13 protein-coding genes are annotated in these 15,920 nt (G+C 48.1%); 10 read left to right on the forward strand and 3 right to left on the reverse strand.

Annotation, left to right across the window (positions count from 1 at the left end):
- Nucleotides 1-333: 333 nt before the first annotated feature.
- Nucleotides 334-1,707, reverse strand: coding sequence for an LA2681 family HEPN domain-containing protein (locus KW93_RS12295; RefSeq protein ID WP_033543321.1), 1,374 nt, complete (start codon nt 1,705-1,707; stop codon nt 334-336).
- Nucleotides 1,708-1,902: 195 nt separating this feature from the next.
- Here KW93_RS12295 and KW93_RS12300 point away from each other — a divergent pair, with 195 nt between their 5' ends.
- The gene (locus KW93_RS12300; protein WP_033543322.1) at nt 1,903-3,693 is read left to right on the forward strand and encodes a S9 family peptidase; all 1,791 of its coding nucleotides are present in this window, start codon (nt 1,903-1,905) and stop codon (nt 3,691-3,693) included.
- A gap of 405 nt (nt 3,694-4,098) precedes the next feature.
- On the opposite strand, the gene KW93_RS12305 is transcribed toward KW93_RS12300, so the two are convergent.
- Complete coding sequence (locus KW93_RS12305) at nt 4,099-5,772, reverse strand: DUF2207 domain-containing protein (RefSeq protein ID WP_033543323.1); 1,674 nt, start codon at nt 5,770-5,772, stop codon at nt 4,099-4,101.
- 305 nt (nt 5,773-6,077) lie between these two features.
- On the opposite strand from KW93_RS12305, the gene KW93_RS12310 reads away from it, so the two are divergent.
- The 3 genes from KW93_RS12310 to KW93_RS12320 all read left to right on the forward strand — a co-directional run bounded on the left by KW93_RS12310 (nt 6,078) and on the right by KW93_RS12320 (nt 8,305).
- Nucleotides 6,078-6,599, forward strand: coding sequence for a hypothetical protein (locus KW93_RS12310; protein WP_033543324.1), 522 nt, complete (start codon nt 6,078-6,080; stop codon nt 6,597-6,599).
- A 120-nt stretch (nt 6,600-6,719) separates the two neighbouring features.
- Nucleotides 6,720-7,205 (forward strand): VanZ family protein, encoded by a 486-nt coding sequence (locus KW93_RS12315; RefSeq protein WP_052131608.1) that lies wholly within the window; start codon nt 6,720-6,722, stop codon nt 7,203-7,205.
- Nucleotides 7,206-7,297: 92 nt separating this feature from the next.
- Complete coding sequence (locus KW93_RS12320) at nt 7,298-8,305, forward strand: peptidoglycan bridge formation glycyltransferase FemA/FemB family protein (protein WP_033543325.1); 1,008 nt, start codon at nt 7,298-7,300, stop codon at nt 8,303-8,305.
- A 66-nt stretch (nt 8,306-8,371) separates the two neighbouring features.
- Here the strand turns inward: KW93_RS12320 and KW93_RS12325 are convergent, their stop codons facing one another.
- Nucleotides 8,372-8,869, reverse strand: coding sequence for an antibiotic biosynthesis monooxygenase family protein (locus KW93_RS12325; RefSeq protein WP_033543326.1), 498 nt, complete (start codon nt 8,867-8,869; stop codon nt 8,372-8,374).
- 149 nt (nt 8,870-9,018) lie between these two features.
- On the opposite strand from KW93_RS12325, the gene KW93_RS12330 reads away from it, so the two are divergent.
- From KW93_RS12330 to KW93_RS12355, 6 genes are all read left to right on the forward strand, one after another.
- A complete protein-coding gene (locus tag KW93_RS12330) occupies nt 9,019-10,032 on the forward strand; it encodes a GNAT family N-acetyltransferase (RefSeq protein ID WP_033543339.1) in 1,014 nt (337 codons plus the stop codon).
- A gap of 103 nt (nt 10,033-10,135) precedes the next feature.
- On the forward strand, nt 10,136-11,419 hold the full coding sequence (locus tag KW93_RS12335) for a glycosyltransferase family 4 protein (protein ID WP_081987016.1): 1,284 nt from the start codon (nt 10,136-10,138) through the stop codon (nt 11,417-11,419).
- The gene (locus KW93_RS12340; RefSeq protein WP_052131609.1) at nt 11,359-12,414 is read left to right on the forward strand and encodes a polysaccharide biosynthesis protein; all 1,056 of its coding nucleotides are present in this window, start codon (nt 11,359-11,361) and stop codon (nt 12,412-12,414) included. Before KW93_RS12335 ends, KW93_RS12340 begins: the two co-directional genes overlap by 61 nt.
- Complete coding sequence (locus tag KW93_RS12345; RefSeq protein ID WP_033543327.1) at nt 12,411-13,520, forward strand: capsular polysaccharide biosynthesis protein CapF; 1,110 nt, start codon at nt 12,411-12,413, stop codon at nt 13,518-13,520. Before KW93_RS12340 ends, KW93_RS12345 begins: the two co-directional genes overlap by 4 nt.
- 3 nt (nt 13,521-13,523) lie before the next feature.
- The gene (gene wecB / locus KW93_RS12350; protein ID WP_052131610.1) at nt 13,524-14,684 is read left to right on the forward strand and encodes a non-hydrolyzing UDP-N-acetylglucosamine 2-epimerase; all 1,161 of its coding nucleotides are present in this window, start codon (nt 13,524-13,526) and stop codon (nt 14,682-14,684) included.
- Nucleotides 14,672-15,907: a hypothetical protein gene (locus KW93_RS12355; RefSeq protein WP_033543328.1), complete on the forward strand. Its 1,236-nt coding sequence runs from the start codon at nt 14,672-14,674 to the stop codon at nt 15,905-15,907. The genes wecB and KW93_RS12355 overlap by 13 nt, the downstream gene beginning before the upstream one ends.
- Nucleotides 15,908-15,920 lie beyond the last annotated feature (13 nt).

The following is a 15,920-nucleotide window of genomic DNA, read 5'->3' on the forward strand; positions in this document are numbered from 1 at the left end:
TTGTGCGCGGGAGAAGAGGTTTTATGCGCGGGAGAAGCCACTTTGTGCTCAAGTTAATAATATTCAATTAATAATGATGATATTATGTTCTTGCTTTTAAACCCGGTGACCGGTTTAACCTCCTATCCCAAAGACGAAATAACAACTGGATGCTTTTCGCATGGCGAAAAGCGAAAAAGCAAAAGAAAAAGAACAAGAGCGGATGTTTTTCGCATGGCGAAAAACTCCAATCCCTTAAGGAAGCTTTCGCGTGCCGCGAAAGCTTTTTCAAACCATTAATCCACCCTAAAAAAGCCGTCTCCTGAATTATAGGAGACGGCTTTTCAAATTCCATTATTTTTTCTCAAACGCTACAGCAAAGCCAAGATACATCAACGCGTTCCGCGCCTTGAACACCGTAGATAATGCCATGCGCTCAAGTTCGGCTTGCGTCATCTGGTGTTTGCGGAGTTCACCGGTCGCCGCAATTTCTTCCTGCTTCGTGATGACCTGTACAAAACTGCGCTCCATCTGGTCGCGCAATTGAAGAGCACGAATCATGCCGAGGTTCTGGGATTCGGAACGCTCGTATCCGTAAATTTCTTTTGACAGCCAGTATAATGCCTTGAGAGCGCCGTTTTTGGTGTCACGCAGAAACGGCTTGAGCTCATTTTTCGGATGCTCGTCTTCAAACCAGATGCGCTGCATGCCGGCAAGCTGGTTTTTAACTTCGAGCTGATAATAATGATTGATGAATTGGGCGCTTTTATTGAACAGCGAAAATGACTCGCGGTAAACCGACTTCAATTGCTCATTTCGCATCGGATCAGCCGGCTCCATTTCAAGTGCTTCGAACAGCTTTTCGCGGTGCGCCGTGAATTCCGAGATGAGCGAATCCATGAACGCTTCAAGGAATTTACCCTGTTCTTTGTCGGCTCCCTTATAACGGTAGCGCAGCGTATCAAGTTTCATCATGCCTTCCGGGTCGACTTCATTGTCATGGTTCAGCAGGAGATGATGCTTGGCGCACCAGTCGCGGTACTCTTTTTCGCGGCCTTCGAAAAAGTTTGGTTTGTAATTTGCCGTGACATCGACCGGTCCGATTTCGTTCAGCATCTTCTGCGCCAGTTTAAGGCGGTCGGCGTACAGCGCGCGGCCGTTGGCATCATTGATCGATTCGGTGCCTTCGCTGAGCAGCTCGCGTGCTTTATGCAGCGCCTCGGCTCTGTTTTCCTTGTCAGGCAGGAATGTTGAATAAAACAGCAGCCCCCAGCCGCGTTCCGCTTCTTTGCGCTGATAGGATGGATCGTTTTCGGCTTCGACCATCTGCTCCAGCACATGGAGGCCGTCAATCGAACGGCCGACGTAGATCAGCACTTCCGCATAGTTCAGGCAGATCTGATTCCAGACAGTCGGCGGAACTTTGCCGCGGTACTGGAAATACAGACTTTCAAATAAGAACAACTGGCGCTGTTTCATCGGGCTGTTCCAGTCTTTCTGAAATTGGTGACGGATGCCGAGCTGGCTGGATTCAAGTAGAATCGCGAGTGGGTAAGCCGCCTGGCCCTGCAGCCGCTCCTTTAGATGTCCAATTATATCGTTCAGCTTTTCCGGTTCCGTTTTCGTCTTCTGGAATTCCTGCAAAAGCAATTGAGTTGCCTGGTATAATTCCTTCAATTCGAATTGCCCGTAATTATCTGACTGGGCAATTTCCTGTAAATTCGTCATCGGGAAAGCCTCCTTGGGTGTTTGATTGTTCTGTAAACTGGACTGCACTTTCATTGTAACGAAAATAATCGGCGCGGTCACCCTTAGATATTCTGAGAAGTGCTGGCAACGATGAAAATTAAGGTATAATGAAAAATGTAGACATAAGATTCAGTCATCTTGGGCAACACAATAAAGAATAATGGAGGCTATAAAATGAATGATTTTCCAAAACCGACAGTGGAGCAGTTTTTCCGTACATACACGATTTCGGATTTTACGGTAAGCAGTGACGAAAAGCGGCTGATTTTCAGTTCGAATCTGAATGGCAATGTGAATTTATGGGCAATGGATTTGGCGGAAGGGTTCCCATATTTATTCGCGCAGCGGGACGAGTCAGTCGATTTCATCAAAATTGATCCCGAAAACCGCTATGTGCTGGCGGGTTATGACAAAGACGGCGATGAGAACCATCAGATTTACGTCCTGCCGTATGAAGGCGGGCTGCCGCAGCCGCTGGTGACGGGCGAACCGGACGAGAAATATTTCTTTTCGCACTTGAGCGATGACGGAAAACGCCTCTATTACGTTACGTCAAACGGTAACCCGATGTACCTGAATACGCGGATGCGCAACCTGGAAAACGGTTCCGATCAGCTTCTGCTGGAAGGATCGGAAGGTGCCACGGAGCTGGCGGCAGTGTCGGACAATGAAAAAGCTTTAGTTTATTCGCGCGCTTTCGCCAACACTTACGTAACATCATTTGTGAAAGTCGGCGATGAAACCTATAACCTGACGCCGGATGCATCGAAAGTGCACATCGCCACCGCACCGGTATTTGCGGATGACAACACGATTTATTTTGTGACGAATTTCGACAGTGAATACAATTACGTGGCGAAATTCGAAATCGATTCGAAACAGTTTTCACGCGTTCTGGAAATCGACGGGGAGAGCGTGGAAAGCCTGAAATGGCATAAGGAAAGCCGCACGTTTTACGTGGCTACAGGACGGGGGGTATCCGATTCGCTTTATCGTTTCGAGATGGCGGCTGAAAAACCGGAAAAGCTGGAGATGCCGGTTGCGATTGTCGATAAGATCCAGGTGGCAAAGTCAGGGGCGCTATATTTACTTGGCCGCAGCGCTACAGTTCCGTTGAATATTTTCAGCCTGGAAAATGGCGGCGAGTGGAAGCAGTTAACGAAGAATAATGTCCTGGGATTGGAATCATCCCATATGGTGGAGCCGGACGTCGTAACTTATAAATCATTTGACGGCATGGAAATCGAGGCTTTATTGTTCAGAGCGAAACCGGAAAACGACAACGGCCACACAATTTTCTGGCCGCACGGGGGACCACAGGCGGCAGAGCGCAAAATTTTCCGCTCGATGTTCCAGTGCTTCCTGAATCGTGGCTACTCGATATTCGCGCCAAACTTCCGCGGCAGCACCGGCTACGGGGCATCATTCGTCAAACTGGTCGAGCAGGACTGGGGCGAAGGGCCTCGGCTCGACTGCCTCGCCGGAATCGAATGGCTGTTTGAGCAGGGCATCTCAGACCGCGAGAAATTATTCCTGGTCGGCGGAAGCTACGGCGGTTATATGGCGTTATTGCTGCACGGCCGTCATCCCGAATATTTCAAAGCCGTCGTCGACATTTTCGGCGTATCGGATCTGTTCACGTTCTACAATTCGGTTCCGGAACACTGGAAGCCTATGATGGAGCGCTGGATCGGCAACCCGGAGCGCGACAAGGAACGCTTTATCAAAGATACACCGACGACGTATCTCGACGGCATGGTCAAACCGATGCTTGTCATTCAGGGTGCGAAAGATCCGCGCGTGGTGAAGGAAGAGTCGGATCAGATTGTTGAGAAACTGAAAGCGGCCGGCCGCGATGTCGAATATCTTGTTTTGGAAGATGAAGGGCACGGCTTTTCGCGGAAAGAGAACGAAATTGCTGTTTACAGCCGGATGCTGGAGTTTTTAGGGAAGCATCAGGGGTAATAAAATATGGAAACCGGTGCCGGCAGAAATTTCTGTTGGCACCGGTTTTTGTATGCGCGGAGAATATGAAGTTGGCGCGGAAACGGGGTCAGTATGCGCGGAAAAATGCGAGTATGCTCAACTTGATATTTTTCTGCTGTCATATTGAATCAATATGGTAATATTCCATCATCTGACGTACCCAATCCATCATGCTATGGTATGCAATAAAGATTTATTTGCGATAGATAAGATTTGTTTGCGCAGAATCGAATTTGTTTGCGGTGAACGGGATTTATTTGCGCAGTGATACTTTTATGCTTCAGGGTGATCAAAATTTAGTGTAAATTTATCATCTCCAACACTCACTCAAAATAAAAAAGGCCCCGCACCCGCGAGGCCTCCGATTCATTCTAAACTAAAATCCTAAAATGCACCCGATCCGCCACCACCGCCGCCGACTCCGGCACCGGAACCAGTCACCCCAGCGCCCGATGATGCGCTGGCGGTGGTCGCTGTGCCGGCCGATACGAAGATGGCGGTCATGAACAGCGGGTTCATGACGAAGCTCGAGCCGTCAGCAGAAGATTGAGCGGAAGTGAAGACGGCCGCTTTCTGTTCAGCCGTTTTTGAGTCGCTGCCGAGCAGATATGCATAGGCGCGCTGTTTCTCATCTTTCGTGAGCCGGTCCCATTGTTCAGCAGGCAATTTTTCCATGGCGGTTTTTAATTGGCGCCAGTTGGATCGTACTTCATGGCCTTCACGTGTAATCGGTGAGTAGCCGATGCCAAACCCTAACGCCAGCATGGCTAAAGCAATCGATGCAGCCATCCAGGGGAATAACTCATAAATGCCCGTGTAGATAGTGAGGCCAATGAATACAATGCTCATCGCTCCGGCTATCCAGCGGATTCCTGAGACATCCTCATAAAAGCCTTTCGCTTTCACTTCATCGCTTATGCCTTTATTCCATTTGTGAATTGCGTCATTATAAGCTGAATGATTATCCTCGTTTTTCGTAAACTCCTCGACCTGGCCAAGGGTGAACTCCTGGCCGCCGCCGATACTGTCGAACAGGAGACCGATCAAAGCGTCTTCATGCGCGTGCTCAGTTTTCCGGCTGATCAGCTCGAAATGATCTTCCGACAACTGGCGGATATTGCCTTTTCGCATCAATTCCATGATGGCGGCTGATATCGCGTTCGGCGACAGGTAGATGGAATTCGTGAAATACAGCAGCGCCGGTATGCTCATCGTTTCTTTTGGAACGAAGAATTCATAAGGTCGTTCCCGAAATTCACGTTTTCGCCGGAACGCGCGGAACCATGCCAGCAGCATGCTGGCAAGCAGCAGTGCACCGGCAGCCACGATAGCCGGAATGCTTATATTCTTGGCGGTCTGCTGATTCTGGGAGAAAATCGCCGCTTCGTTTTCCTGCTGCTCGCGGTCTTCGGCCAGGCCGTCACGAATGGTGCCGGCAGAAGCGGCGACTTTAGGGAACAATTCCGCATCAAAGATGGCGCGGACATCGGCATTTTTCCCGTCAGGCACATGACCGAGTTCAAAAACAGCGGCTCCGTCGTTCGTGATGCGCTCCGTTTCGAAAGCTTCACCATAACCTAGCGCTTCCGTACCGGCAGCCGGGACAGGAGGAATGATGGAAATCGTCATATTTTCGTATTCGCTTTCGTTGTTTTCATCGAAAAATGCCCAGTAAAATTGTGCGCCGTCTTCAAATTTCTCGACTGAGTCCACAATTTCATACGTCAAATCAATCTGAACCGTTTCGCCGTCCTCGCCTTCACGGTAAATCTTGTAAAGGCCCTCTTCCATTTCAATTTTCAGCTCTTTGCCGTTTTCCGATGCGGAGAAATTGCGGATAGATGTGCCCTTTTTGGCAATCAAACCGCGAGTGATGCCTTCAAAATCATCTTCGAATTCATACATGAACTGCTCCGTCACATCAGCTGAGCCGTCCGTTTTCAATTGCGCTTCAATCTGTACTTCGGAAATTTCGAAATCGACTGCGTAAACATGGACTGGCAGCAGCATCACCAGAACAAAAGCAATAAAATAAGGAAAGATTTTTTTGCCTCTCATGATCAATCACCTCTTACTTAAAGTATACGCTTGATGGGGGAGAAAGTTTCAAATGCTTTGGCAAAACAACACTTAAATTACAGAAAATTAAGAGGTGAATTTTAAGAAAACTTAAAATTCAGAATTTTTATTGACAATTATTAATATTCTTGTTAATTTAATAGTTATTAAGGTGTTCAAGTTCATAATTTTTAATTTGAAATTGGATTGTGTCCGATTATTTAGACCTAATTCCATGGGAATGATGATAGTTCAGCAATATACAGCACAGACAGGCCAGTGATTTCTAGGGGGGCGAATAAAGGATGGAGACACACTCAAAAAAGATTCTCATACTCGGTGGTGCGAAACATATGATCGGTGCAGTGGTAGCGGCGAAACGGATGGGCATGAGGACAGTAGTGGCTGACAATATCATCGGATCGCCGGCTAAATGCCATGCAGATAAATCAGTTAATATGAGCACAGGGGATATTGAGGGATTGGCGAAAATCATCCGGCAGGAAAAACTGGACGGAATATTCACTGCGTTTGAAGATTCCAATACATGGAATGCGGTGGCTTTATGCAAGAAAACGAATCTGCCGTTTTTTGCAGTTGAAGAACAATTGGGTATATCCCCAAATAAGGAAAAGTTTACGGAAATCTGCCTGCGCTTTGATGTTGCTGTACTTGTGGAAAAACAATTCGCGAAGGAACGGGAAAACGCAGCCGTCGCAAGCTGGGAGTTCCCCGTCATTGCCAAACCCTCAGACAGCCGCCGCAAAAAAGCAGGGACCCATGCAGGACAAAGATTTGGTACAGCTAGCCATACAGCGGATCTGTAAAAAAACTTCCAGTGGAGAACCCTTCCACTGGATTTTTTCTTTTTTCGGAGCAGCCCCTCTTTCAACTGATGATATAATGAAATGCAGTTGTTCAAACGATGAAGAAGAGGATGTTCAGAAATGAAAAATAAATTAATGGCCTGGCTCGCCGTTGCCTTCTGGATGGCATTGATCTTTATGCTGTCCCACCAGCCTGGTTCTGTTTCAAGCGGCCTCAGTGACGGAGTATCGAAAATCTTTCTTGACTTTGCCGGCGATTTTCTTCCGGGCAGCACTGAACTATTCCACACATTTGTACGGAAAAATGCGCATTTCTTTGCTTATTTGATCCTGGCTGTTCTTTTGGTGAATGCGCTCGGTAACTGGGGCAGGCTGACAGGGAGGGCACTCCTGGCCGCATTCGCCATTGCGGTTGCCTACGCAATCACTGACGAATTCCACCAATTGTTCATCGAAGGGAGAAGCGGAGAACTTCGGGATGTGCTGATTGACAGCTTTGGTGCGGCGGCCGGCATCGCCATCAGCAGGATGTCCGGTTTTATTGTTCAAAAAAGGCAGGAAAAAATCTGTCCGGAAAAACAGTGCATCGATACGCAAATAAAATAAACAGCTGATTTAACCTTCACTTAACCTTGAATGCTTATTCTGTCGAATATAGGAGACTTCAGAATAATATTTTAGGAAAGTGGGGATCCGAATTGGTCGATTTGTATTTTGAACTGCAATATGGAAGGCTCTATGAAAAACTGGAGAACGGAATCTGTGACGTATATGAATTCAGTCACCGGCTTGGCACTGTCCGGCATATGTTCATCAAACGTGAAATTCCGGAACGGATCGATGGTCAGATCTATTATGATATTGTCACGCCTTACGGATACGGGGGGCCAATGCTGTCCGGCTGCCTGCCCGAAAATCGGCAGGAACTGACGCGCGAGTTCCATGCGGCGTTCAGCCGGTATTGTGCTGAAGAGCATATTGTCAGTGAGTTCATCCGTTTTCATCCGGTGCTGAATAACGCCGATGATTTCAAAGAAATATACGATGTCCGGTACATGCGCCCGACTGTAGGAACAAATCTGCTTTCTTTTGATGATCCGGTTGCCCGGGAATTTTCAAAAACAGCCAAAAAGAATATACGCAATGCCATCGGTGAAGGCGTGCAGCACCGGCTAATCGAAAATCCGGACAATCTGGATGCCTTCAAGGAAATCTATTACGCGACGATGAAGCGTAAAAACGCCGATGATTATTATTTTTTCGATGATGAATATTTCGATGGATTGCTGAAAACGTTCGGCAATCAGATGCTGATCACCGAAGCGAGTTATAAAAACAGGACCATTGGAATGGCATTGACCTTTAAATACAGGAATTTCCTTCATACTCATCTTTCCGGGACGAATGCAGAGTATCATCATCTTTATCCTGCATATGTCATGCAATTTGCGCTCGTACGCTGGGGCAAGGAAAACGGATTTCACTTGCTGCATGACGGCGGCGGCCTGACGAACAGCCTGGAAGACAGCCTGTACATGTTCAAGAAACAATTTGGAAAACATACAAAATTTCCCTTTCAAGTCGGTAGAAAAGTGTGGAATCCTGAAATTTACTGGCTGCTGTGTTCAGCCGCCGGTACGGAAACGGAAAGTGATTTCTTCCCGGCGTACCGGGACAGAAATACGAAAACGGTCACTACTGCCTAGAAAAGCGAAAAAGAACCTTAATCCCAAAGACCGGAAGCCTGCAGAGGCTTCCGGTCTTTTCATCTTTCATCTTAAATAAGTTGTTACGTATGACGGACGCGGGAAAATATTCGGGCGTTTGTCGATACCTTCAGAAGTGCCGCGTTTAGCATGAGCGCTGCTGTACGCCTCGGAATTCTGCCAGTTCCGGAATGACTCTTCATCCTGCCACAGGGTGAGGATAACGTACGTATCCGAGTGGAGCGGGCGCAGGACGCGGATGGCCGCAAATCCCGGTTCATTCTCAATTTTCCGTGCACGGTTCATGAACCGGCTTTCAAACAGTTCCCGGCCTTCGTCGCTCACCGGAATATTATTAAAGACGGCAAAATAACCGCTGTTGATGTCACCGCTTGCATCCAGAATCTGATAATCTTCGACATCCGGCAGAAGCGGTTGCCCTTCCGTTTCGTAGAGAAGGACAGCATCCTGCCCATCCATCAAGAATATCAGCCTCGCATTCGGCAGGCTTGCAAGATAGCTGACCGCCTGATCGCTGTGTCCGCTCCATTTATGTAACTCCACGTCAAAGACCCCCCATTCATTTATTACAACAATCTTATCGTTTTTATTTTCCTTAAGCCAGTTATTTTACCTGCCTTTAACCTATGGAGCCTAAATTCAAAAACAGGAAGTATACAAGTTCCATCATCCCAGCAGGCGAGGTGAATGTTTTGAGTGATATTTATTTCAATAAAAGCTATGGAATTCTTTACGAAAAAATCGAAAATGGCAAATGTGAGACCTTTGAGTTCCGCAGTGAAAGGGGCTCAGTCAGCCATCTGTTCATCAAACGGGAAATTCCCATTGCGCTGGCAGGGGGAAAGCCTTATTACGATTTGATCACGCCTTACGGTTACGGCGGCCCGATTATGGAAGCTGTCGAAGAGGCAGAGAAAGAGAGACTGGCTGAAGATTTTATCCATGCATTTGAAGATTACTGCAGACAGGAGAATATTGTCAGTGAATTCGTGCGTTTTCACCCGGTGCTCGGCAACGTCTCAGATTTTAAAGGGAGCTACGATACGGTCTTTATGAGAAATACGATTCAGACATGCCTTACGTCCACGGACGATCCACTGATGAGCGAATACTCGCCGTCAGTCCGGAAATATATACGAAAAGCCCTTCAGCTAGGAATCAGGTATAAGGTGACTGTAAATCCCGGAAGCCTTGACAAGTTCAGGGAATTATATCTGGGAACGATGAGTCGCAATCAGGCAAGCGAATTTTATTATTTTGATGAAGAATATTTTAACCAATGCCTTAAGCTGCTGGGGCCGCATTTGGTGGTAGTGGAAGTGACCTGGCAAGGAAATCTCATCGCCATGAGCCTGAATTTCGTCAGCGGCGATTTGCTGCATGTCCATTTAACCGGCAGCCTGTCAGAATACCATCATCTGTATGCACCCAATATGCTGCAATACGCATTACTGTGCTGGGGCATGGAAAATGGCATCAGGCTGATTCACCACGGGGGCGGGCGGACAAATGATCCGGAAGATAAATTGTATCTCTACAAAAAGAAATACGGACGCGTGAAAGAACTGGAATATCATGTAGGAAAAAAAATTTGGAACCGCAGCGTCTACGATCTTCTGTGCAGGGAAGCCGGGGTGGAAAACACGGTTTTTTTCCCGGCTTACCGGCAGAATATGCGTATCAGCCAGACATATTTATGGAAGTAAATTAAAAATTCGAATAACGAACCTTTCCTTAACCTCTTTTTAACCTGTGCTCCTTACCATTAGCCATAATCCTAAAATCTGATGTTCGTAAAGGAGCGATAGCATGGAAGTTGTTTTCATCACCCTCGGATATCCCGATAATGGCGGGCATGGGGATCTCTATTATGATCTTATGCAGGAATTCAAACACAATGGACACGGAGTCACGGTCGTCTGCCAGACTGAAAAGCGGCACAACCGCCAGACTGAGCTGAGCCAGGCGGGAGGCATCACGGTCCTGAAAGTGCGCACCGGCAATGTCACGAAGTCTGGCCTGGTGGAAAAAGGCGTCAGCACCCTGCTTCTGGAAGACCAGTTCATCAATGCCATCCGGACCTATCTCGGAGGAAGGAAATTTGATCTGATCATTTACACGACACCGCCGATTACATTTGAACGGGTCATCAGATACCTGAAAAATATGCACGGAGACGGAATGACCTATTTATTGCTGAAAGATATTTTTCCGCAGAATGCAGTGGATATCGGGATGATGAAAGAAAACAGCCTGCTGCACAGTTATTTCCGGCGGAAGGAAAAGCGCCTCTACGAAATCAGCGATATGATCGGCTGCATGTCGGAAGGCAACAGACGTTTTGTCCTTGGGCAAAATCCGGATATCCCGGCTGAGAAAGTGGAAGTCAATCCAAACTCGATCCATCCTGCTGACCGGCAGCAGAAAATCAGCCGCACCCATATCCGGAAGAAACTGGGGATTCCTGAACATGCGCTCCTGTTCCTGTACGGCGGCAACCTCGGAAAACCCCAGGGAATCGATTACCTCATCCGGTCCATCGACCTTTACCGCGACCAGGATGATGTATTTTTCCTGATAGTGGGTTCCGGCACGGAATTTCCGAAAATCGAAAATTATATCCGGGCGCGGAATCCTGGAAATGTGCGGCTGGAAAATTTTATGCCGAAGGAAGATTACGGTAAAGTCGTGCATTCGGCGGATGTCGGAATGATCTATCTCGACCGGCGTTTTACCATTCCAAATATTCCGTCCCGGCTGATGGACTATATGGACAGTGCCAAGCCCGTTTTGGCAGTGACCGACCCGCATACCGATCTGAAAGACATCATTTTCGACGCACGCTGCGGTTATTACGCAGAGGCAGGTGAGCTGGCGGAATTCCGGGATGCGATCGAGCAGATCAAGCGGGACCGCGGCAAGTTGAGGCAGCTTGGCGAAAACGGACGGCGTTACCTGGAGAAAGAATTCAACGTCACGGAGTCATACGATATCATCATGAGACATTTTATCAAAGATGGGAGTGGGGAAGATTGTTCAAAGACAAAACATTACTCATCACAGGGGGCACAGGCTCTTTCGGAAACGCAGTAATGGAGCGTTTCCTGTTCACGGATATCAAGGAAATCCGGATTTTCTCGAGAGACGAGAAAAAGCAGGATGACATGAGAAAACGCTATAACAACGATAAACTGAAATTTTATATCGGTGATGTGCGGGATCTGGCCAGTGTGAAATATGCCATGAACGATGTTGATTACGTATTCCACGCAGCTGCGCTGAAACAAGTGCCTTCCTGTGAATTTTTTCCGATGGAAGCGGTCAAGACCAATATCATCGGGACGGAAAATGTTCTGAACGCATCAATCAGCTGCGGTGTCAAAAAAGTCATTTGCCTGTCAACGGATAAAGCGGCTTACCCCATCAACGCCATGGGCATTTCGAAGGCGATGATGGAAAAAGTGTTTGTGGCGAAAGCGAAGACGGTGTCTCCCGACAAGACGCTGATATGCGGAACACGCTACGGCAATGTGATGTGTTCAAGAGGCTCGGTGATTCCTTTGTTCGTGGAACAGATCAAATCGGGCAAACCGCTGACAGTGACAGATCCGAATATGACACGTTTCCTGATGAGCCTTGAAGACGCTGTTGAGCTGGTCGTCTTTGCCTTCCAGAATGGAAATGCCGGTGACATCATGGTGCAGAAGGCTCCGGCTTCGACAATCGAAGATCTGGCCCAGGCGCTGAAGGAATTGTTCCAGGCGGACAATGAAGTGAAAATTATCGGCACACGGCACGGCGAGAAGGAATTTGAAACGCTGCTGACCCGTGAAGAACATATTGTCGCGCAGGATCTGGAAGGGTTCTATAGAGTGCCTGCCGACAGCCGTGACTTGAACTACGAAAAATATTTCAATGAGGGCGATAAAAAACTTTCCGTGGAAAAAGAATACAACTCGCATAATACCAAGAGACTGAATGTATCCGAAATCAAAGATCTGCTTCTGCAGCTGCCGTATATCCAGGAAGAATTGAAGACGATCAACCCGGCATTGCCGGCTGCTGTCAATTACGGTATTCCGAGTTGAAAATCCTGATTACCGGCGCGGAAGGCTTTGTCGGCAGGAACCTGGCCGCGGAACTGAAAAATCAGGGACATGAGGATTTATTGCTTTATTCGAGAAAGAACCCGCCCGCCGATCTGGAAAGGTTCGCCCAGGAATGTGATTTCGTCTTCCATCTGGCGGGCGTCAACCGCCCCGAAAAAGAAGAAGAGTTTATGAAGGGCAATCACGATTTGATTTCAGCCCTGTTGTCGCACCTGCAACAGCATGGCAACCCGGCACCGATTGTCGTCACTTCCTCGATTCAGGCAGAGCGGGACAATCCTTACGGACGAAGCAAGAAAGCGGGGGAAGACCTTGTATTCGAACACGCACAACAAACAGGGAGCGAAGTCTTCGTTTACCGGCTTGTGAATTTATTCGGCAAATGGAGCCGCCCGAATTACAACTCGGTCGTTGCGACGTTCTGCCATAACATCGCCCGGGATTTTCCGGTGCAGATAAATGATCCGGATGCGGAGCTTGAACTCTGCTATATCGACGATGTGCTTGATGAGTTCAAACGGGTACTGGCCGGGCAGGCGACACGGGACGGAAAGTTTTGCCGGGTGCCTGAAACTCACACGATAAAAGTCGGGGAACTTGCTGATCTAATCGCTTTTTTCAAGGAAAGCCGCCGGCACCTCGAATTGCCCAATATGAAAGATCCGCTTACGAAAAAACTGTACAGCACTTATTTAAGCTATTTGCCGGAAGACAGCTTTTCCTACCCATTGAAAGTGAATCGGGACGACAGGGGCTCGTTTACCGAATTTCTTCGTACACAGTCACACGGTCAGGTGTCAGTGAACCGTTCGAAACCCGGCATCACCAAAGGAAATCATTGGCATCATACGAAAAACGAGAAGTTTCTGGTGGTCAGCGGAAAAGGCGTCATCCGTTTACGAAAAGTCGATTCTGACGCTGTCATCGAATATTTTGTCGACGGCGAAGATATGAAAGTGGTCGATATTCCAACCGGCTATACGCATAATATCGAAAACCTGGGTGATACGGAAATGATCACGATCATGTGGGCAAACGAGCTCTTTGATCCGGATAAGCCGGATACGTATTATATGGAGGTTTAATCTATGGAAAAATTGAAGGTCATGACAGTGGTGGGCACCAGGCCGGAAATCATCAGGCTTTCAGCGGTCATCAATAAACTCGAATCGTCGGAAGCCATCCATCATATTCTAGTTCACACCGGGCAAAATTACGATTACGAATTGAATGAAGTGTTTTTCAAAGATTTCAATTTGCGGAAACCGGATTATTTTCTGGATGCAGCAAACGGAACGGCGATTGAAACCATCGGCAATATCCTGGTCAAGATCGATCCGGTGCTTGAAATGGAAAAACCGGATGCATTTCTGGTGCTTGGTGATACCAACAGCTGTCTGTGTGCAATTGCCGCCAAAAAGAAGAAGATCCCGATTTTTCATATGGAAGCGGGCAACCGCTGTTTCGACCAGCGGGTTCCGGAAGAAACGAACCGGAAAATCGTCGACCATGTGGCGGACATCAACTTGACCTACAGTGACATCGCCAGAGAATATCTCCTGCGGGAAGGATTGCCGGCAGATCGTATCATCAAGACCGGGAGCCCGATGTTCGAAGTGCTCGAATCCAGAAAAAAGGAAATCAGCGAATCAGATATCCACGAGAGGCTGAAACTCGAAAAAGGCCGTTATTTCGTCGTTTCTGCTCACCGGGAAGAAAACATCAATGCTCCTGAAAATTTCGCGGATCTCGTGGAAACCCTGAATGCGGTGGCAGAAAAATATGGTCTTCCCATCATTGTCAGCACCCATCCACGGACACGCAAAATGATTGAAGCGGAAGGGACGGAATTTCATCAGCTGATACAGACGGCAAAACCGCTTGGCTTCATTGATTACATCAGTCTTCAAATGCATGCGAAGGCCGTGCTGAGCGACAGCGGCACGATCAGCGAAGAATCGTCGATACTGGGACTGCGGGCGCTCAATATCCGGCAGGCGCATGAACGTCCGGAAGCGATGGAGGAAGGCAGTGTCATGCTGGTGGGCCTTCAGAAAGAGCGGGTGCTTCAGGGCATGACCGTGTTGGAGACACAAGGCAGTGCGACAATGCGGCAAGTGGCGGATTACAGCATGCCCAATGTATCGGACAAAGTACTGCGCATCATTCTTTCTTATACAGATTATGTAAATCGTACGGTGTGGCAGAAAAGGAACGAAAAAGGGAGGGCGCTGGCGTGTATAGATTAAAAGAGCTGCTCCGGAGGTTCGCGCAGAATTCGGATTATGGAAAAAAACTGTGGACGTTTCTGGTCAAGATGAAACAGATTGTCCACAACGACCGTAATTTCCGCAGGCTGCCGCGAAATATGACCGTTGCACAATTCATCGAACAATTAAACAGGAAAGGCTGCCGCTACGTCATTCTGCGGTGGTTCGAAGATCTGCCCCATGTCGAATACGGAGGGGATATCGACCTTCTCGTCCACGACGATGACGCGGCCATTCTGGACAGTATCTTGACCTGGTCGCCAAGAAAAGGTGGCATCCCCTGCGATGTCTACAGTGTCAGCGGATTGCCGAGTTACTCCTTTAAAGAAATTGCATACTATCCGCCGGTGGTTGCGCAGCAGCTGCTGGAAAGATCGGCAGAGCACGAGTCAGGAGCAAAAGTGCCGTCTGAAAATGACTATTTTTACAGTCTCGTCTTTCATGCGCTTTACCATAAAGGCTACGAATCAGGCTTGTCGGAAGATGGCATCCAGGCGCCGAAAGTGAGCGATCCAGGCCACGACTTTCAGACGGTTCTGGCGGAAATGGCCAAGAAACAGGGAGTGGCGGTCGACATCAATATGAAGGCGTTGGATGCATTGCTGGAAGAAAAAGGATGGAAGCCGACACTGGATATGCTCGAAAAGCTTGGGCAGGACAATGAATGGTGTGCGAAACTGGCCAATGACATCTTGAAAGACATGCCGGAAGTGCCAGGGCTCGCGGTGTTCATCATCCGCGAAGCGGCAGCTTCACCGGCTGATGAACAGAAGGTGAAAGAGGAACTTGAAAAACATGGTTTTCAGCTTATCAGAAGCAAGAAATTGAACGGGTATGAAAAACAGCATGCAGCCCAGCAATTGCGCGGCGGCAATTGGGGTGAGAAATCGAGTGTGCTTTCCGGCGGCTTACCGGCGACATTTGTTGCGGCAATCGATTTGGATCCCATTGAACCATCTATTGAGCTGAAAAACAAATATCCGCTTCTTGATAACCGGCGAATCGCAGATGTCAAAAAAGACATGCGGGAGAAATTTTTCAAAAACATCATCCATTCCAGTGACAGTGCCCGGCAGGCCGCCCATTACCTGGAAACTGTCATGCCGGATGAAATGAACGAAGTACTGGATGCAGCCCGTAAAAAACTGGCGAAGGGCCAAAATGCCCCTGCTGGAGTCCTGCTGGAAAAAACGATGCATTAACAAGAAAGAGAGG

The organism is Planococcus sp. CAU13 (assembly GCF_000775575.1).
Taxonomy (GTDB): Bacteria; Bacillota; Bacilli; order Bacillales_A; family Planococcaceae; genus Planococcus.